Origin of the sequence: uncultured Nostoc sp., assembly GCF_964245575.1 — a bacterium.
Taxonomy (GTDB): Bacteria; Cyanobacteriota; Cyanobacteriia; order Cyanobacteriales; family Nostocaceae; genus Nostoc.
The window spans coordinates 17256-35158 of record NZ_CAXTNP010000021.1 but is presented as its reverse complement, the minus strand read 5'-3'; the positions used below and the strand labels follow the sequence as shown (position 1 = coordinate 35158).

Annotated in this window: 17 protein-coding genes; 11 read left to right on the top strand and 6 right to left on the bottom strand. The window is 42.7% G+C overall.

Translation table 11 applies throughout. The annotated features are described in order from the left end of the window. Positions 1 to 6: 6 nt before the first annotated feature. Positions 7 to 594 carry a Uma2 family endonuclease gene (locus ACFFAP_RS05660; protein WP_375510304.1) on the bottom strand — a complete coding sequence of 196 codons (588 nt, stop codon included), beginning with the start codon at positions 592 to 594 and terminating at the stop codon, positions 7 to 9. An 89-nt stretch (positions 595 to 683) separates the two neighbouring features. On the opposite strand from ACFFAP_RS05660, the gene thiL reads away from it, so the two are divergent. Then, complete coding sequence (thiL, locus tag ACFFAP_RS05655) at positions 684 to 1751, top strand: thiamine-phosphate kinase (RefSeq protein WP_375510303.1); 1068 nt, start codon at positions 684 to 686, stop codon at positions 1749 to 1751. 82 nt (positions 1752 to 1833) lie between these two features. Here the strand turns inward: thiL and ACFFAP_RS05650 are convergent, their stop codons facing one another. Next, the gene (locus ACFFAP_RS05650) at positions 1834 to 2847 is read right to left on the bottom strand and encodes a type I glyceraldehyde-3-phosphate dehydrogenase (protein ID WP_375510302.1); all 1014 of its coding nucleotides are present in this window, start codon (positions 2845 to 2847) and stop codon (positions 1834 to 1836) included. 116 nt (positions 2848 to 2963) lie between these two features. Next, positions 2964 to 3614: a nicotinate (nicotinamide) nucleotide adenylyltransferase gene (gene nadD, locus ACFFAP_RS05645; RefSeq protein WP_375510301.1), complete on the bottom strand. Its 651-nt coding sequence runs from the start codon at positions 3612 to 3614 to the stop codon at positions 2964 to 2966. 402 nt (positions 3615 to 4016) lie between these two features. On the opposite strand from nadD, the gene murC reads away from it, so the two are divergent. The 4 genes from murC (at position 4017) to ACFFAP_RS05625 (ending at position 7723) form a co-directional block, all read left to right on the top strand. Continuing rightward, positions 4017 to 5480, top strand: coding sequence for a UDP-N-acetylmuramate--L-alanine ligase (gene murC, locus ACFFAP_RS05640; protein WP_375510300.1), 1464 nt, complete (start codon positions 4017 to 4019; stop codon positions 5478 to 5480). Positions 5481 to 5604: 124 nt separating this feature from the next. Next, positions 5605 to 6606 carry a UDP-N-acetylmuramate dehydrogenase gene (gene murB, locus ACFFAP_RS05635; RefSeq protein WP_375510299.1) on the top strand — a complete coding sequence of 334 codons (1002 nt, stop codon included), beginning with the start codon at positions 5605 to 5607 and terminating at the stop codon, positions 6604 to 6606. A gap of 204 nt (positions 6607 to 6810) precedes the next feature. After that, positions 6811 to 7158, top strand: coding sequence for a YbaB/EbfC family nucleoid-associated protein (locus tag ACFFAP_RS05630; protein WP_100900466.1), 348 nt, complete (start codon positions 6811 to 6813; stop codon positions 7156 to 7158). 55 nt (positions 7159 to 7213) lie between these two features. Further along, a complete protein-coding gene (locus ACFFAP_RS05625; protein ID WP_375510298.1) occupies positions 7214 to 7723 on the top strand; it encodes a low molecular weight protein-tyrosine-phosphatase in 510 nt (169 codons plus the stop codon). Positions 7724 to 7813: 90 nt separating this feature from the next. Here ACFFAP_RS05625 and ACFFAP_RS05620 read toward each other — a convergent pair whose 3' ends face one another. After that, the gene (locus ACFFAP_RS05620; RefSeq protein WP_375510297.1) at positions 7814 to 8497 is read right to left on the bottom strand and encodes a response regulator transcription factor; all 684 of its coding nucleotides are present in this window, start codon (positions 8495 to 8497) and stop codon (positions 7814 to 7816) included. 648 nt (positions 8498 to 9145) lie between these two features. Here ACFFAP_RS05620 and smpB point away from each other — a divergent pair. Together smpB and ACFFAP_RS05610 are read left to right on the top strand one after the other, a co-directional pair. Continuing rightward, the gene (gene smpB / locus ACFFAP_RS05615) at positions 9146 to 9613 is read left to right on the top strand and encodes an SsrA-binding protein SmpB (protein WP_100900463.1); all 468 of its coding nucleotides are present in this window, start codon (positions 9146 to 9148) and stop codon (positions 9611 to 9613) included. 181 nt (positions 9614 to 9794) lie between these two features. Beyond that, the gene (locus tag ACFFAP_RS05610; protein WP_375510296.1) at positions 9795 to 10079 is read left to right on the top strand and encodes a WGxxGxxG family protein; all 285 of its coding nucleotides are present in this window, start codon (positions 9795 to 9797) and stop codon (positions 10077 to 10079) included. Between the two features lie 120 nt (positions 10080 to 10199). Here ACFFAP_RS05610 and ACFFAP_RS05605 read toward each other — a convergent pair whose 3' ends face one another. Together ACFFAP_RS05605 and ACFFAP_RS05600 are read right to left on the bottom strand one after the other, a co-directional pair. Continuing rightward, entirely contained in the window at positions 10200 to 11618 is a 1419-nt protein-coding gene (locus ACFFAP_RS05605) for an IctB family putative bicarbonate transporter (RefSeq protein ID WP_375510295.1), read from the bottom strand. Between the two features lie 321 nt (positions 11619 to 11939). Beyond that, positions 11940 to 13493 carry a GAF domain-containing protein gene (locus ACFFAP_RS05600; protein ID WP_375510294.1) on the bottom strand — a complete coding sequence of 518 codons (1554 nt, stop codon included), beginning with the start codon at positions 13491 to 13493 and terminating at the stop codon, positions 11940 to 11942. A gap of 551 nt (positions 13494 to 14044) precedes the next feature. Between ACFFAP_RS05600 and ACFFAP_RS05595 the strand changes: the two genes are divergently transcribed. The 4 genes from ACFFAP_RS05595 to ACFFAP_RS05580 all read left to right on the top strand — a co-directional run. After that, a complete protein-coding gene (locus ACFFAP_RS05595; protein ID WP_375510293.1) occupies positions 14045 to 15238 on the top strand; it encodes a DegT/DnrJ/EryC1/StrS family aminotransferase in 1194 nt (397 codons plus the stop codon). Between the two features lie 172 nt (positions 15239 to 15410). Continuing rightward, complete coding sequence (gene crtB / locus ACFFAP_RS05590) at positions 15411 to 16304, top strand: cyanoexosortase B (protein WP_375510317.1); 894 nt, start codon at positions 15411 to 15413, stop codon at positions 16302 to 16304. A gap of 220 nt (positions 16305 to 16524) precedes the next feature. Further along, positions 16525 to 17247: a cyanoexosortase B system-associated protein gene (locus ACFFAP_RS05585; RefSeq protein WP_375510292.1), complete on the top strand. Its 723-nt coding sequence runs from the start codon at positions 16525 to 16527 to the stop codon at positions 17245 to 17247. Between the two features lie 211 nt (positions 17248 to 17458). After that, positions 17459 to 17903 (top strand): polysaccharide biosynthesis/export family protein (locus ACFFAP_RS05580; RefSeq protein ID WP_375510316.1); only part of this gene is annotated, 445 nt, incomplete at its 3' end.

The window sequence follows — 17903 nt, the reverse complement described above, 5'->3', positions numbered from 1 at the left end:
ACGCGATTAATCGCGTCTCCCCTGACTCAAATTCCCGGCAGTGAACACTTGATCAACGGCAATCACTAATTCTGGAAAAGTCCGTGATCCAATTTGCTGGTTGGCTGTAAAAACTGTTTCTTCATAAAATCCATCTTCCAGTAGTAACACTGAAATTTTTGCTTTCAGTGGGTCTACAATCCAATATTCAGGAACCTCTAAGGCCGCATATTCGGAGCGCTTATGGCGATAGTCCCGTTTCACCGACTCAGGACTAACCACCTCGACAATTAGTAACGGGGGTGACTCAAATACTGCTGAAGCATTCAACAATTCTCTAGCTTGCTCCAGTGTCACTACACACAGATCGCTCAACCTAGATTTATTTCTACCAGTTCTCACCCCACTTTCCCGAAAACACAGCCAAGTACAGTTACAACGTTTGATTTCTGCATCTAGTAATTGCTCAAGAAATTTGGCAATCAGGAAATGTTCAATAGTAGGTGGATTCATTAGCTCTAGCTTGCCATCCACCAGTTCATAATGAAAATCACTGCCATCATCATAGGTTAAGTACTCTTCAAATGTGATGCTGGTTACTGGTGTTGTTACCATTCCAACTGACTCCTAGACGATACCCTTATCTTAAACAGTAAAACAAATCATCAGTTTTCTTAATAATTTTGCAACACGGAAAACCGATTGTGAACAGTGAGTTATCTTCTCAACAAATACAAGATATTGGAGAACAAGGTCTTTTAGAAAGATTGCAGCGCTTCTGTCCTCCAGAAATTATTGGGGATGATGCAGCAGTTCTGGTAACTGCACCAGAGCAATCTTTAGTAGTGACTACAGATGTGCTGGTTGATGGCGTACATTTTAGCAACCTCACGACTTCCCCAGAAGATGCTGGTTGGCGGGCTGCTGCTGCCAATTTATCAGATTTAGCAGCAATGGGCGCTTCGCCATTGGGAATTACCGTCGGGTTGGGACTCCCCGGTGAAGTTAGGGTGAGTTGGGTTGAGCGATTGTACCAGGGAATCACAGAATGCCTGCAAAAATACAATACCTCAATTGTCGGGGGTGATGTCGTGCGATCGCCTGTGACTACTCTGGCAATTACTGCTTTTGGTCAAGTTTCCCCTCATCGAATTATCCGCCGTTCTGCTGCTGTTGTGGGACATGCGATCGTCATTACAGGCGTTCATGGAGCCTCAAGAGCTGGCTTAGAACTGCTCTTGCATCCCGAATTAGGACAAGACCTTAAGGACGTGGAAAAGACCGATCTAATCCGCGCACACCAACGTCCACAACCACGATTAGATGTCTTACCAATCCTCCAGAAAATTTTAAATTCCCAATCCAAAATCGTTCGACTGAGCGAAGCCAAAGTCCAAAATCTAAAATCCAAAATTCCTGTCGCTGGTATGGATAGCAGCGATGGTTTGGCAGATGCGATTATCCAAATCTGCCGCGCCAGTAACGTTGGCGCTGTGCTACAACGCAGACAAATTTCCTTGCCAGCAGCTTTTGACCATTGGCTGACACAAGAGCAAGCCCTAGAATATGCTTTATACGGTGGCGAAGACTTTGAATTAGTGCTGTGCTTACCACAAGAGTCAGCATCAGCCTTAGTGCAACATCTTGGTCAAGGTGCTGCGATCGTAGGCAAGATTACATCCGGATCAACAGTACTATTGCACGACGAAGAAAAAAAATTCCCTAACCAAGTTCTAAGTCTTAGCCAGGGATTTCAACATTTTAGTCAATAGTCCTTTGTCATTTGTCCTTTGTCATTTTTCTAATGACTAATGACTAATGACCAATGACTAATGACTAACGACTAATGACAAATTATTGCCACTTCTCAGCTACCAATTCTGCCAGATCCAAGACTCGTTGGCTGTAACCCCACTCGTTGTCATACCACGCCATAACTTTTACTAGGTCATTGCCCATAACCAAAGTCAAGCTAGAATCGACAATCGAAGAAGCATCACTACCTTGATAATCGGAAGATACCAGTTCTAGTTGGCTGTAGTCCAAAATCCCTTTAAGTGGGCCTTCGGCAGCATCTTTGAGAGCTTGGTTAACTTCTTCAGTAATAGTGCGCTTCTCAACCTGAACTACGAAATCTACCATTGAGACGTTCGGGGTAGGTACGCGTAAAGCAACGCCATTTAGTTTGCCTTTGAGGTCAGGGATAACCAGCGCCACTGCTTTTGCTGCACCAGTAGAGGTGGGTACAATGTTGATCGCTGCTGCCCTCGCCCGTCGCAAATCCCGGTGAGAAGCGTCTAGCAAGCGTTGGTCACCTGTATAGCTATGGGTGGTGGTCATCGTGCCTTTGATGATGCCAAACTTATCGTTCAACACCTTGGCGATCGGTGCCAAGCAGTTGGTAGTACAGCTAGCATTACTGATAATGTGGTGTTTGTTGTGGTCATAGTCGTGATGATTCACACCAACCACAAAAGTACCATCCTCATTTTTACCAGGAGCAGTAATCAGAACTTTCTTGGCTCCAGCATTTACATGCTTGAGCGCTCCTTCTTTGCTAGTAAACACTCCGGTTGCTTCAATAATTAAGTCAATTCCCCAATCTTTCCAGGGCAGCTTTTCTGGGTTGCGATCAGATACGCACTTAATGGTCTTACCGTTAACGATGATAGAGTTATCATCGGCACTAATCTCAGCACCCTTGATCTTCCCTAGCATCGAGTCATACTTGAGCAGATGAGCATTGGTTCTAGGGTCTGATGTGTCATTAATAGCCACAAGGTCAATTTGACTATTCTCTCTACCCACCCAGCATCGTGCAAAGTTACGTCCAATCCGCCCGAAACCGTTGATTGCAACTCTAATCACAGTGTCTTGCCCTCTGTATTTATGCTTATATGTTGATATCGTTGACCCCAATCATATCGCAAAGGGGGGGGGCACTTTTAACCATAAAGTGTTATATCAACAAAAAAACACATAATTTATTCAGATTTGTGGGAGTAGAGATTGTTGTTAGTGATATATGATCTAACCGATTCTGGGAGTAAATAACGAATTGACTGGCGTTCGCCTTTGGCGTTGACGAAGTTATCGCGGCAAAATTTGCGAATTAGACTTGACGAAACTCGTACTAAAGGTATATCTAAGAGTTGCCAGTGAATGGTAACTAACTGCTCTTTAAGTTGTTGCTCCACTTGCTTGCAGATTAATTTGCTTTGAGTTATAGTCTCACCACCTAGCAGTCGGGGTGCTATTAACCAATCACACATTTGTGCTAGTTCGTGTCCACGGTACCAACGGGGTAAAGTTTGGAAAGTATCCAAGCCTACGATCCAGTACCAGTGAGTATTTGGGTAAGAAGCAGATAAGTCTATCAGGGTGTTAATGGCATAGGAAGTCCCAGAGCGATTTGCCTCCACTAGTGAGACAGTAAACGCTGGGTTATCTTCTATGGCTAATTGCAGCATTCCCACACGATGCTCAAACAAAGCTGCTTCTTTGTGTGGAGGATTTAGGGATGGCACCCAAATTACCTTTTCAAGGGATACTTGATGCAAAGCTCTCTCGGCTACCAGCAGGTGTCCCCAATGAATTGGATCAAATGTGCCACCAAAAATTGCTAGTTGCTCCATCCAGTTATGTGTGGATTTTATGCAATTGAAAAATAGTTTCATTACCAATGTACTATTGTAGTCAATTCATGCCTAGACTGGATGCAATTTAAAATCAGCTTCTCTAACAATGTATGATGTAGCCAACTCCAGTAAGCTAGCCAAAAAGATGTATTTGACATTACAAGAATTTATTTCCCGATGCAACCAAAATTTTCCGAATAATCTTAACAACAGTTCAGAAATAGTAAAAACCTCCAACCAAGGTAAAATCATTCTGAACAAGCAAAACCAGAGCAGAAATATCATCTGGCCATCAAATATCAACATGATATAGGGACAGTTATGGTAAAAATCAAATTCCTGTTATGATACGCGTGTCATTTGTGATTATGGTGTGGTGTGGTGTAAAAGGAGCAATAAATGACTAATTCTGTAGATTTTAGTGGTAGACCATTTCATTTCATTGGCATCGGTGGTATAGGTATGTCTGCTCTGGCATACGTTCTCGCCAAGCGTCAATTTCCAGTATCAGGTTCGGATCTTCGTCCTAACCACATTACGCACAAGTTGGAATCTATCGGCGCTCATATTTTTGGTAGACAAGAGGCAAGCAATCTCGAATTCTTTCGCCCTCAGGTATTAGCGAATGCAGTAGTATTAAATTCACAAGAAGAATTACCTACTGCTACTAACTCAATACTGCCTCAAGTTATTTGTTCAACAGCAATTAATACGAATAATTTAGAATACAAAGCAGCGCTAGAATTAGGTTGCCCAATTTTACATCGTTCAGATGTACTAGCAGCTTTAATTGCCGATTACCACAGTATTGCAGTCGCAGGAACACACGGCAAAACTACAACCAGTAGCATGATTGGTTATATGCTTATGGAAGCAGGTCTAGACCCAACGATTTTAGTAGGTGGCGAAGTCAATGCTTGGGAAGGCAATGCTCGATTGGGACAAAGCCAATATTTAGTAGCCGAAGCAGATGAATCTGATGGTTCCTTGGTAAAACACGCTCCAGAGATTGGTATCATCACCAATATTGAACTCGATCATCCAGACCATTACGAGACATTAGAAGAAGTCATTGACATCTTCCAGACATTTGCTAAGGGTTGTAAAACGTTAATAGGTAGCATTGACTGTGCTACAGTGCGCGATCACTTGCAACCCACAATCAGCTACAGCTTATACTCAGATACCGACGCTGATTACAGCGTTACTAATATTGATTATCGTGCTGATGGCACCACGGCTCTAGTTTGGGAAAGAGGCAAAGCTTTGGGCGTGTTGAAGTTACGCCTGCTCAGTCGGCACAATCTCAGTAATGCCTTAGCAGCAGTAGCTGTTGGTCGTCTCTTAGGCTTAGAATTTGGAGAAATTGCCAAAGGTATCGCCACTTTTGAAGGAGCAAGACGCCGCTTTGAGTTCCGGGGTGAAGTCGATGGTATTACCTTTATTGATGACTATGCTCATCATCCTAGCGAGATTCGTGCTACTCTTGCCGCAGCACGCTTACAAGCAAGACCAGGACAAAGAGTGGTTGCCATCTTCCAACCCCATCGCTATAGCCGTACACTCACCTTTTTAGAAGAATTTGCCGATTCCTTTACCCATGCTGATTTGGTTGTGCTGACTGATATTTACAGTGCAGGTGAACCCAATTTAGGGCAAATTAGTGGTGAACATCTAGCAGCAGAAATTGCTAAACAGCATTCTCCTGTAGTTTATCAACCAACTTTACCCTCAGTGTGTGAGTTCTTGCTGCAAACACTACGCCCAGGAGACTTGGCGCTGTTTTTGGGGGCTGGGAACTTGAATCAGGTAATTCCTGAAATAATTACGACACTTTGTGAGCCTGCTAAAGCCACATCTTAAGTGGAAACTTTGCGAAGTTTTATTTCTGAGCAAAGCACCCGTTTAGCTAGGGTTCCATCTGTGAACTCAGTCACCGTATTTTTACGGTAAATTGATGTCAAAATTTTACCAAATAAAAGTAAAGATGACCATTTCCCAGGCAGCTGGAAACGTCTGCACAGTTTCTGCTTTGAATACAAAGAAACCCCAAACAACTAATTCGGTGGAGAGTGAAGTAATCTACTTACCCAATACTGATTGTGCGATCAAGTCCCAGGCTTCTTTGTCAGCATTCACTTCCTATAGAGTTGGGGGAGCAGCTGATTTATACGTTGCCCCCCGAAACTTAGAAGCACTGCAAGCAAGTCTTAAATACGCAAAAGAACGTAATTTAAAGGTGACAACGTTGGGAGCAGGTTCTAACTTGCTGGTGAGCGATCGCGGTATATCAGGCTTAATCATTGCTACTCGTCATCTCCGCTTCAGCAACTTTGACCCAGAGACAGGTCAATTAACCGTTGCTGCTGGAGAATCAATTCCTAGCTTGGCATTGGCGGCAGCAGAATTAGGATGGCAAGGATTGGAGTGGGCTGTTGGTATCCCTGGAACAGCCGGAGGTGCCGTGGTGATGAATGCAGGGGCACATAATAGCTGTATCGCAGATATGTTAGTTAGTGCCCAGGTACTTTCACCCGATGGTACATTGGAAACTCTTACCCCCGATCAGTTAGGTTATAGTTACCGAACTTCATTATTGCAAGGTGGCGATCGCATAGTCACCCAAGCCACATTACAACTTGCACCAGGTGCCGATCCAGCAAAAGTTGTGGCAATCACCAGAGAACACAAAAAGCATCGGTTAAGCACACAACCATACAACTTCCCCAGCTGTGGGAGTGTGTTCCGCAATCCCAAACCTTACAGCGCTGGCTGGTTAATTGAACAAACTGGTCTGAAAGGCTACCAAATTGGTGGAGCGCAAGTAGCACTACTCCATGCTAATTTTATCGTGAACCGTGGTGGAGCAAAAGCTAGTGATATCTTCTGTCTCATTCGCCACATCCAACATCAAGTACAAGAACGTTGGTCTATTAATTTAGAGCCAGAAGTCAAAATGCTCGGAGAGTTTCAAGGTGCTTGTGGATAGGGAATGGGGAATGGGGAATGGGGGAGATGAGGAAGAAAGAAGAATTAATAACCAATGTCCAATGTCTAAGCCTAATTCCCTACTCCCTACTCCCCACTCCCCATTCTATGACGCATTAATTATTGGTAAAAAAAGAGGCAAATTACTTACCGCATCTATAATTGAATTTGATTTGTTATTCAACGCATACGCGTAAAACTAATTATGACAGGTAAAGGACAAGGATTCGGCTTTGGCTTAGGAAAAATGAAAGAATTGGCTGATGCTTTTAAGAAAGCGCAGCAAGTTCAAGAAGGCGCAAAGCGACTCCAAGAAGAATTGGAGCAAATGGAGATTCTAGGAGAATCTGGCGGTGGTCTGGTGAAGGTGATTGTCAGTGGTAACCAAGAACCCAAGCGAGTAGAAATTTCTCCAGATGCTTTAGGAGAAGGTGCAGAAGTACTTTCTGATCTGGTGACGGTGGCAATGAAAGAAGCTTACAACAAATCCACAGCAACAATGCGGGAACGTATGGAAGAATTGACCAGTGGACTAGAACTTCCTGGATTTTAGTGATTTGTCATTGGTCAAATGACTTTTGACTCTTGACAAAGGACAAAAAATATCTATGGCTTACAAGTTGCTATTTGTCTGCTTAGGTAACATCTGCCGATCGCCATCGGCAGAAAACATTATGAATCATTTAATTGAGCAGGCTGGCTTGAGCAATGGCTGCGCCGACGCCAAAGGCGTACGCATCCTCTGTGATTCAGCTGGTACATCTAGTTATCACGTTGGTAGCCGACCTGACAGACGCATGAGTGCTGCGGCGGCTATAAAGTTGGGAATTAAACTACGTGGTCGAGCACGCCAGTTTCAAAAGTCAGACTTTCAAGACTTTGATTTAATTTTAGCGATGGATCAAGAAAATTATGAGAACATCCTCACTCTTGATCAAACTAAGCAGTATCAGCATAAAGTGCGTTTGATGTGCGAGTTTTGCTCTCGACACACCCTGAAGGAAGTTCCAGATCCCTATTACGGTGGTCAAGAAGGATTTAATCAGGTTATTGATTTACTGATCGATGCTTGTGAAGGTCTGCTTATATACGTTAACAGCCAACAACCAATAATTTGAAGTTATGAGTTAGGAGTGAGGAGTTAGGAGTTAAGAGTTACCTCTTTTCTTGTTAACTCCTCACTCTTAATTCCTAACTCATAACTTTTTTTATTCCACTAGACCATGCTTCATCGCAAAACGCACCAATTCCGCTCGATTGCTGGTTGAGGTTTTTCTCAATAAACTGCTAACGTACTTTTCCACTGTGCGAGGACTCAGGTGTAGCTGATCACCCATTTCGGCATTAGAAAGACCATGAGTCAATAACTCTAAGACTTCCTGTTCTCTATGAGTTAGGGATGAGTGCAAGTGGGATTTCTGAATTTGAGTGGACAAAGAATTATGGGCATCTACCCCTTTTGTCGAGGCGGAAATGCCCAAACTCTCTTTATGAGAAAACCGATACTCCGATTGAATAATTTGCGATCGCTCCAAAAGATTGCGGATTGCTGCTGCTAACTCTTCCAGTTCAAAAGGCTTGGGTAAGTATAAATCGCACCCTGACTGGTAGCCCATAATTCTTTCTTGGGTCTTAGTGCGTGCCGTTAATAAAATTACAGGCAATAAACGAAACACTGGTTGTTGACGCACCCGGCGCACCAGTTCATAGCCATTCATCCGTGGCATGACGATATCCGTGACAATCAAATCCGGATGATGCTCATCCACCATAACCAAAGCCTCTTGACCATCATTAGCTGTGATCACCGAGTAACCAGACAGTTCAAGATAGTCGCTAACAGACAGACGAGTGCCCAAATCATCATCCACTACAAGGATCGTCAAGGGCATGGATAATACACCCCAAGCATTTTTTTACTCAGAAATTTTCTTCTACGCGCTCCATCAGTGAACACAGACAATAATAGTGTTCTTATGTTTCATACTATGACAGGATTACCAGCTAATGAATGCCTTTAGGGTTGATTTATAAAGAAAATCTTGAATCTGTAGGATGAGTTAACGAAGTTAAACTTATCTTTGACTCCCTATGCTTGGAAGGCACAGAGAGTTTTGTAATTTGTAACAACTTATCAATAAGGCAGAGCAAATGCTCCCAATATTGTAAATTAATATTAAATTAATCACTAATTTTCTAAAAACTAAGTTAGTTATTAAGTTTTAATTTTTTGTCATTAGTCCATAGCTAATCACTAATAGATACCTTGCAAAAGTCCCTAACACCCCACCCCGCTTGCAGGAGGGGATTAGGAGAAGGATCTGGCGTGTTGGGTTCAAATTGTTTGATTTATGCAAGAGGTCTAATGATTATTGGCGTCAGGGAACTTAAATTTGCCAGAAAACTCTTAATTGTGAACTTATAAAAGCTAAATTAGTGATATACAGTTCAGCGTTTATAGTGGTTCTAAAATACGCCCCATAATTCACAAGCCAATCCAAATAATTTTTTAGGTACATTTAAAGCACACAAAATTATCAATGAGCGACAAGAGCGACAGTTACAAAGTTATTAGCGACAACCGCCAAGCCCGTTATTTGTATGAAATTCTAGAAACTTACGAAGCTGGAATTGAGTTGACAGGAACTGAGGTTAAGTCGATTCGTGCAGGTAAAGTCAATCTCCAAGATGGCTATGCTTTGCTTCGCAATGGTGAAGCATGGTTGATCAATGTGCATATCTCGCCTTATAACGCTAGTGGACAATATTTTAATCATGAACCACGGCGTACACGCAAGCTACTGTTACATCGCAAAGAACTCCGCAAGCTAATTGGCACAGTAGAACAGCAGGGTTTAACCTTAATTCCTTTAAAAATGTATCTTAAACGCGGCTGGGTAAAAGTGAGTATAGCCCTTGGCAAAGGTAAAAAGCTCCACGATAAGCGAGAAGACCTGAAACGACGCCAAGACCAGCGTGACATTCAACGGGCAATGAAAAACTATTGAGCGTCAGTATCGCTAAACTATCACACCAGAGTGAGAAACGGATTGCTGTAAAAAGTATGTTGTATGTCCACAGCGTGAGTTGTGACAATTCCTAGTTTATAGCCACAGATTGATTTTCTTAAGGTTGGGAATCGATAAAGTGGTCAGTAACTTCGGATGGCATAAGGAATTGTCACAACTTATGAAAAGTAATTTCATTACAGCTGTTGGTGCTGGCGTTCTCACCTTGAGTATGGCAGTTTTACCCTTAACTCTATCCGCACAAGCTCAGACGACAACTGACTCCGGAGCCAATACTGGTTCAGCAACGACCACTTATAATAACGATCGCAACGGTTTTGATTGGGGTTGGCTAGGATTAATTGGTCTAGCTGGTTTAGCTGGTTTGGGTGGTAAAAAGAGTGAGAACCAACCCACCGCTTACCGCGACCCTAATGCTCCAGGAAACACTACCTACAGAGACTAGTACCCCAAGGCGGAAGTCAAAAGTCACGCATTCAAAAGGCTTTAATTTTGGTCTTTCTGGCTATTCAAAATTTAAAAGTTGTCAGTTGTTGAGTAGAAAAACAACTGACAACTAATCATGTTAGTTTACTGTTGGTTCTAAGTTAGATGAATTTGTCTGATTTTGAGCTAAAGGTGTCCAATAGCTAGCAATTAAGGCAACTATGAGCCACCAGAGAGTATTAACTTCAGGACGATACCAAACAGTATCTACGGTTCCATGAGCTAGCATCCCCAACAAAATAGCGATCGCTCCAATTAACCAAAATCCCTCTACACTTCTCAATTGTCGCAGTCGTCGCACTTGTAAAAATGCCGTATTAAATGTGACAATTATTAGCCAGAGAAAGCAGGCTAAACCAACAAAGCCAGTTTCTACAGTCATTTCAAACAAAATTGAATAGGCACTTAAAGCAGTGTAACGAGGGCGTTGATAAAGAGGATAAACTTTATTAAAAGAGTTGTGGCCGGGGCCAATGCCGAAAATCGGGCGATCGCGAATCATCTCAAAAACAGCATCCCACACATTTCGCCGAAAATTATTACTGCTATCTTGACGGTCAGCAAAAATACTAAACACTCGTAGGCGCACTGGCTCTACAAATATCACTGCTAGCACCAATATCCCGATTAAAACTCCCAAGACAATCGGTAGCGACCAGGTACGCCAAAAACGAGGCATTTCCACGCTTTTCCAATAAACTAGCAATGCCATCACAGCCAAAATTGCCACCACTAGTCCAATCCAACCGCCACGACTAAAAGTGAGTATTAGGCAAGCAGTATTGACAATTAGCATTGTTAATGCCAAGGCTTTTTTAAGCCAGCTTTGCCATGCAAAAATTGCCACTAAGCTAAAAATTACTGCTGGTAAGATGTATCCAGCCAATAAGTTGGGATTGCCTAAATAACTGTAGACTCTGGTAGTCTTAGACAGGGGAGATTCTGGATCAACCCAAGTTGCCAGTGCCGTGGCTCCAAAAAACCATTGCCGCAACCCATATACACTGACAATTAACGATACGTGCAGGTAAAGGATGATAATCCAAGATCGGAGGCGAGGCGACCTCAGTATCCTGGCACAAAGGGCAAATAGCAGCAAATACAAGGTTAACGTTCCCAAGTCGTTAAGTGCCGCCTTTTTCACTGGTGACAATGCGGTTGCAACTGCGGCAACCCCCCAGTAGAGCAATACCAGCAGGTGAATGGGAGTGACTGAGGAGACATTTGCTGGTGTTGCTTCATCAGATAAAGTCAACAACAGCCAAAATGCTACACAAGCCCCTAGCAACAAGGCCACCAATCCACTCGAAGTAAAAGGTGCAAGCGCATATACTAAACTGAGTAAAGCAGCTGCTGTCGCATCTCCCCACTGAATCAAGACGCTGGTTTGCCGCCAAGAACTTAACAATCCCACCAGAAAACGGTGTACGTAACTGGTAGCAAGGTATTCTTTGAGCGGTAAAGATGATAAAGTAAATCGTTGCCAGACTAAATTCATAAAAAACATTGCGATCAATTAGCCTGCCGACGCAGAACTTGGAATTGATCATAATGCCTATGGCTATAAAAAGGTAATAACGAAAATTGCACCTCGCACGATGGCGCTCTTATTCCTAGCACAACACGGTGCAAAAGGCCGGAATACAATTAATTATGCGCGAATGCATGACTTTCGCCCGGTACTAGCCATTAGCTACTACGTTTAATCAAAGACCACTTCAGCCGATATTAAGTTAAGATAGCCGTTCATGTACTTAGCACTCACCAAATAGATGAAATATACCTTTTTTCTAATCCCTAATACCCAATCCTGATATGATTAGACATCGCTAATTGCTTGTGAAGGAGTCGCCACTTGCAGTGGCAAAGAAAGCACATAACGATATCCTGATTCTGCTGAACCTTGAATCAAAATTTGTCCGCTATGCAATTCTGCCAGTTGACAACTTAGCAACAGACCCAAACTTTCACGAGAGATATTTCCATGTGATTTAGCTAAATTTATACCTAAACTACCAGCAAATAAATTTGAGTGATTCGCACTCAAGTTTTTTGAATTGTCCACTGCTACTGATGAAATATCTTTTTGCTCCTGGCTTTGTCCATGAGCATTGTAAGTTATGACCTCACCTGTTAGCTCCAGCAGCGACAAAGAATTGAGACGGAAGTAGGGATCAACTTCAGTGATACCGTCCCCTAGCCAAGGATGGGAAACCCAAATAGTAATGTTAAGCGTATCTTCCTTGTAAGAAACATGAATGCGAACAATGCTACCTGTAGCCGAAAGTTGAATCACACTGAAAACCAGGTGATAGAGAATTTGCCGCACCTTGTCTTTATCTAAAGGCCAAATGCGATTGCGTCCCGGTTCTATAGAGAGGCGAATATCTTGTTCGCGGCGATTAGCTGCTTCTTCAAGGGTATTGATAGCTTGTTGACACAGCATTTCGATATCCACAGGAGCTATATTTAGCACAGTTGAATTTTCATCCATAGCTCCTAGTTCGGTAATTTCGTTTACTAAGGAAAGTAAGTAGCGACCACTATGTTGGATAATTTCCAAATATTCTCTCTGCTTAGTCGTCAAAGGCCCATAAATCTCACGTCCTAAAACACTAGCCATACCGAGTACAGATGTTAAAGGCGTGCGTAACTCCTGAGTTAGCTGATCTAAAAGTTCCAGTTTCAGCTCCTTGGTAGAAACAGAGCCGCTTTCTGTAGTGGCTGGGGTAATTTTAATGTCAGTATTACGTTCGTCATTGATTGAAAATATCGGAGCGATCGCGGGAGTGCTTGATTCGAGTTTCCGTTGCAGGAGTCGGTTACGTTCAAATTCACTCATGCTCCAACGAGCTATGATTTGTAAAAACTCTATATCTCGGTTTGTAAAATTGCGCGGCACTAAATCCATCACCGCCAATGCACCCAAACAATGCCCCTCAGCATCAATCAGTGGCGCTCCTAAGTAAGCACGAATACCATAATCCTGCACTAACTTGCTGCTAGCAAGTACTGGGTCTGTAAGGTTATGCGTATCATTAATTACAAATACTTGAAGACTTTCTACTACTTGAGTGCAAAAAGATTCCCGGCGTGACAGTTGGCGGCTTTGTGCCAAATGATTCATTAGCCCCAACCTAGATAAGCCCACCGCCGACTTGAACCAGTGGCGTTCTTGATCCACAAATCCCAATATGGAAATTGGTGCTTCCAAAAAGTGGGCAGCAGTCTGTGTGGCTTCTTCAAAAACCGGAATTGTCTCTGGTTGCCGCAAACCTAAATCTGACAAAGCTTTGAGGCGTTGTTGTTCTCTTGATTCATGAGAGTCCCAACCATCCTTTAGGGCAAATAATTTGTTTTCAGGCTCTACCATTGCCACTGCTACCTTAATAATTTATCGATACTGTAATTGATATAATCCCTATTTCTGGGTTATCAATTGCTATTTTAAGCATTCCCTAATTTTGCCTCTGACAAACAAATTTGGGGCAAAAATTTTTTATCCCTTATATTAAGTCGGCCAGGGGGTATCTACAAGTTACTAGTTACTGGTGCTGAATCTTCTTCATTTAGCGCTGGTATAGCCTTTATTGCTTGGAATTTTACAGCCAGACTGCGTTAGATTTGGATTCAGCCAGGGTAAGCTAATGCTAAGGATACAATACAAAGGGGCTGTCATTCTTTATGTACAGAAGGAAAAATTCTTAATGGCATATTTAAGGTAAATTTACTTACAATATATAGAGTAATGTAATTTTTATAGCAATTATTACTTATAACAGCTAGCATTAATGGCTAACAATCCTAGATAGTTTATATAAGTCTCGATCCAATAGATTAAATCTATTACAATTTCATGCTGAAAGTTGTGCAGGCTTTTCTATTTTTCCATCCGAGGAAATATTTTTTTGAGGAAGATTTGTAATGAATAAAATAACCATTAGAGTACCTTTTGTAGACCTGAAGTTACAACACGAACCAATTCAAACGCAATTGCAAGAAGCAATCCAATCTGTATTGGAACAGGGAGATTTTATTTTAGGGGAAGCAGTCTCAGATTTTGAAGCAGCATTTGCAGCCGCGTCTGGGGCAGCTTATGGAGTTGGTGTTGCATCAGGAACAGATGCGATCGCTCTCGGATTGCAAGCGTGTAATATAGGTGCTGGCGACGAAGTGATTTTACCAGCAAACACTTTTATAGCAACCTTGATTGGGGTACAACGGGCTGGCGCGAAGCCAATTCTAGTAGATTGCGATCGCCAAACAGCTTTAATTGACTTAAGAGAAGCCGCAAAGGAAATTACGCCTCATACCAAAGCAATTATCCCTGTGCATCTCTATGGTCAAATGGTATCACCACGTGAACTATTGAACTTTGCCGATACCTACAAACTACTAATTTTCGAAGATGCCGCACAAGCACACCTCGCCCAAAGAGACGGATATCACGCTGGTTCAGTCGGAATAGCAGCAGCTTTTAGTTTCTATCCCAGCAAGAATTTGGGAGCATTTGGGGATGGAGGAATGCTGCTGACACAAGATTCAGATGTAGCCCAGAAGATGATGCGCTTGCGAAATTATGGTGCATCGCAAAAGTATTTTCATACTGAACCAGGTACAAATAGCCGCTTGGATACTTTACAAGCAGCAGTCTTATACCAGAAACTACCATATTTACCACAGTGGAATCACGAGCGCTTGACTATTGCCCAGCAGTATGATATAGAACTAGCACCTTTGGCAACTGCTGGTATTATCCCTATGGAAAACCAAAGTGATACAGGCCATGTGTATCATCTTTATGTCATTAGAGTTGATGATTCTTGCCCGATAAAACGCCAGCAACTCCAGGAAAAACTTACAGCAGTAGGAATTCAAACTGGCATTCACTACCCAATTGCTTGTCATCTCCAGCCGGCATTCATCAACTTAGGCTATCAGCCGGGAGATTTTCCTTCTTCAGAAAAACTGTCAAAGCAAATATTATCATTACCGATGTATCCTGGTTTGAGCAGTAGCCAAGTCAAAGAAGTTGTAGCAGCGATCGCTCATGCAGTCTCAACAACCTCTAAAGCAGATGAACCCTCTCCTGCTGACCTTGGCAGCGTGGTAGCCTGAAGTTAATTCATACCTAATGTGTATCTAACAATTAGACATTTGTCATTTGTGCTTTATCTAAAACTAATGACCAATGACTAATACTTCGACTCCTTTCGACCTCGCTCAAGGCAAGTCGCTCAGTACAAGTGACCAATGACTAATGACCAAAGTTTTTGAATTACCGAAAATCATGGCACTCCAGCAACAGGTTAAAAACAGAAACACATCAGGCTTATTAAATCTAGCTATTTTAAGCGTTTTGCTGCTGCTTTATGCTCCTATATTGCTACACTGGTTGGATGGTTGGCTGAACAAAAATATCAGTACAGAACACGAATATTTCAGCCACGGGATTATTGGTTTACCATTTGCGGCTTATCTGGGCTGGATGAACCGGAAAAAGTGGAAACGTTTACCAGATACCATCCATCCTTTGGGCCCTGTTTTCTTGTTATTCGGGGCAATGTTTTATCTTAGCGGTGTTACAGAGTGGGTTAACCTTTCCTTACCCGTTATACTGGCTGGATTATGCTTGTGGTTTAAAGGAATAGCAGGTTTGCGATCGCAAGGATTCCCCCTGCTACTAGTATTTTTGGCAACCCCAACGGCAGTACCCTACCTCATTGCTCCCTATACCATGCCTCTCCAAAGCTTCATCGCTGGTATGGCAGGCTTCATACTGAATCAATTTGGTATGGACGTAACCGTAGATGAAATAAATCTCTACGTAGGAGGACGGATTGTAGAAGTTGCCCCTTATTGTGCAGGGCTGAAAATGTTGTTTACTACTCTTTACGTGGGCTTGATGCTGCTTTATTGGACAGACGCTTTGCCTTCACGCCGCACAACTATAGCGTTTTTATCTCTTGGTGCGATCGTTAGTACTTGTGCCAATATCATTCGTAATACTTTACTGACTTTCTTTCACGGCACAGGTCAAGAAGCGGCTTTTAAATGGCTCCATGAGGGTTGGGGTGGTGACCTATACTCTGCTTGTATGTTGGTGTCATTAGTGCCCTTACTGAATTGGATTAATAGCTATTTTTCAGCATCAGAAACTCAGCCAGAAGGGGAAAGTCATTAGTCATTAGTCATTAGTCATTAGTCATTGAGCACTTGTACTGAGCTACTTGTACTGAGCGTAGTCGAAGTAAGTCGAAAGGAGTCGAAGTATTGGGCATTGGTCAATAATCATAGTTCTTCTTCCCCTGCTGACCCTGCTTTTTCTCTACTGATAAATATTACTGAACTCATGGTGTGATTTTATGAAGTAAAATTTTGCCTAAGTATTATAAATTTTACTGATGATTTCCTTCTCTAAGTTTTTCAAGAAAAACCAATTGAGTCAGGTAGCAGCACTTTTGTTATTGCTACTCTTGTTGGCAATAGGAGGGGTTCCCGGATACCTGACAGGACACTGGCAATGGAAACAGCCGCCACCTGTTACTACCCTGAAGGAGTTAAAACAGATCCGCAAAGCTGGGTTAGCCCTTCCTGGTTGGCAAACTATTGAACAAGCACAACAGCAAATTGGCGAACATAAATGGTCTTTGCAGGTACTTAAAAAAGAAGGTTCCGAATCCCAGGCGATCTTGCTTTTGCTGCCGCAAAATGGGCCTATGGATCAACCAGAGGTAGAGTGGACAGACGTTAACGGCTGGGGAAGATCACGCTGGGGAAAGTGGGATATAGCTCAATATCGTTCTGCTGAATTTACAGTGAAACCGCCTGCAAAGTTGACATCTAATGTTGAAACTAAAGTAGAAGCCAGGTTCTTTCGCGTCGTCACACCACAGCAAACCTTCGCTGTCTTGCAATGGTACGCTATGCCAGACGGCGGAAATCCATCACCTTTCCACTGGTTCTTGGCAGATCAATTGTCTCAGTGGCGTAAGCAACGCACTCCTTGGGTGGGCGTGAGTATTCTGATTCCAATGGAACCTTTGGGGCAAGTAGAAACATCTTGGCCTTTAGTACAGTCTATTGGAGAAACAGTGCAAGCTAAATTGATGACAGACTCTTTGTAGAGTCTGTTACAGATGCCTTTGTGCAGAGATTCATCAGGAGTATCTCTACAACCACGTTTAGGTTAAAAATATGAAGTTATAAATTAGAATTGGTAAAATTTTTCTACTTTTTGTTGGTAAAATACTCGCAGATAAAAGAGACAGTTAGGACATTTTTAGAGTAAAATTACCACTCGGCGCGACTAATTCTTATCTCAGTTTTCCTGCACCAATGTTCATAGATCCAACTTCTTATATGCGTGCATTCGGCGCCCTGTGTTTTGTCAGTCTTCAAGTAGGAGTTTTCTTAACAACACCTATCCAGCTTGTTGTTGCCCAGCCTTTTCCACCTCAAGGACAATCACCAGGGCAACCCCCTTCGCCTGTGCCAGGTACTGAGGTTATACCTCTAGGTACAAATGACGAAATTTCCCCCCAACTCAGTCGCTATCTCTTGGGACCAGGAGATGCAATTGGCGTTGTGCTTCAGCGTCCTCCTGGACCGTACCGCTTAGGAATAGGAGATGGAATTAGCGTTTCGGTTCAGCGCTTTCCAGATTTGAGCTTTCAAGCTTTAATCAACCCAGAAGGTAACATTGTGGTGCCGCTACTGGGAAAAGTTTCTTTACAAGGTTTGACTTTGGAAGAAGCTCAAGAAAAAATTCGCTTGGGTTTAA

Bases quoted from the DNA above. Each gene is read 5' to 3' on its own strand.
- ACFFAP_RS05660 (WP_375510304.1), bottom strand. From the start codon at position 594: ATGGTAACAACACCAGTAACCAGCATCACATTTGAAGAGTACTTAACC.
- nadD (WP_375510301.1), bottom strand. From the start codon at position 3,614: ATGGAGCAACTAGCAATTTTTGGTGGCACATTTGATCCAATTCATTGG.
- murC (WP_375510300.1), top strand. From the start codon at position 4,017: ATGACTAATTCTGTAGATTTTAGTGGTAGACCATTTCATTTCATTGGC.
- murB (WP_375510299.1), top strand. From the start codon at position 5,605: ATGACCATTTCCCAGGCAGCTGGAAACGTCTGCACAGTTTCTGCTTTG.
- ACFFAP_RS05630 (WP_100900466.1), top strand. From the start codon at position 6,811: ATGACAGGTAAAGGACAAGGATTCGGCTTTGGCTTAGGAAAAATGAAA.
- ACFFAP_RS05625 (WP_375510298.1), top strand. From the start codon at position 7,214: ATGGCTTACAAGTTGCTATTTGTCTGCTTAGGTAACATCTGCCGATCG.
- ACFFAP_RS05620 (WP_375510297.1), bottom strand. From the start codon at position 8,497: ATGCCCTTGACGATCCTTGTAGTGGATGATGATTTGGGCACTCGTCTG.
- smpB (WP_100900463.1), top strand. From the start codon at position 9,146: ATGAGCGACAAGAGCGACAGTTACAAAGTTATTAGCGACAACCGCCAA.
- ACFFAP_RS05610 (WP_375510296.1), top strand. From the start codon at position 9,795: ATGAAAAGTAATTTCATTACAGCTGTTGGTGCTGGCGTTCTCACCTTG.
- ACFFAP_RS05605 (WP_375510295.1), bottom strand. From the start codon at position 11,618: ATGAATTTAGTCTGGCAACGATTTACTTTATCATCTTTACCGCTCAAA.
- ACFFAP_RS05600 (WP_375510294.1), bottom strand. From the start codon at position 13,493: ATGGTAGAGCCTGAAAACAAATTATTTGCCCTAAAGGATGGTTGGGAC.
- ACFFAP_RS05595 (WP_375510293.1), top strand. From the start codon at position 14,045: ATGAATAAAATAACCATTAGAGTACCTTTTGTAGACCTGAAGTTACAA.
- crtB (WP_375510317.1), top strand. From the start codon at position 15,411: ATGGCACTCCAGCAACAGGTTAAAAACAGAAACACATCAGGCTTATTA.
- ACFFAP_RS05585 (WP_375510292.1), top strand. From the start codon at position 16,525: ATGATTTCCTTCTCTAAGTTTTTCAAGAAAAACCAATTGAGTCAGGTA.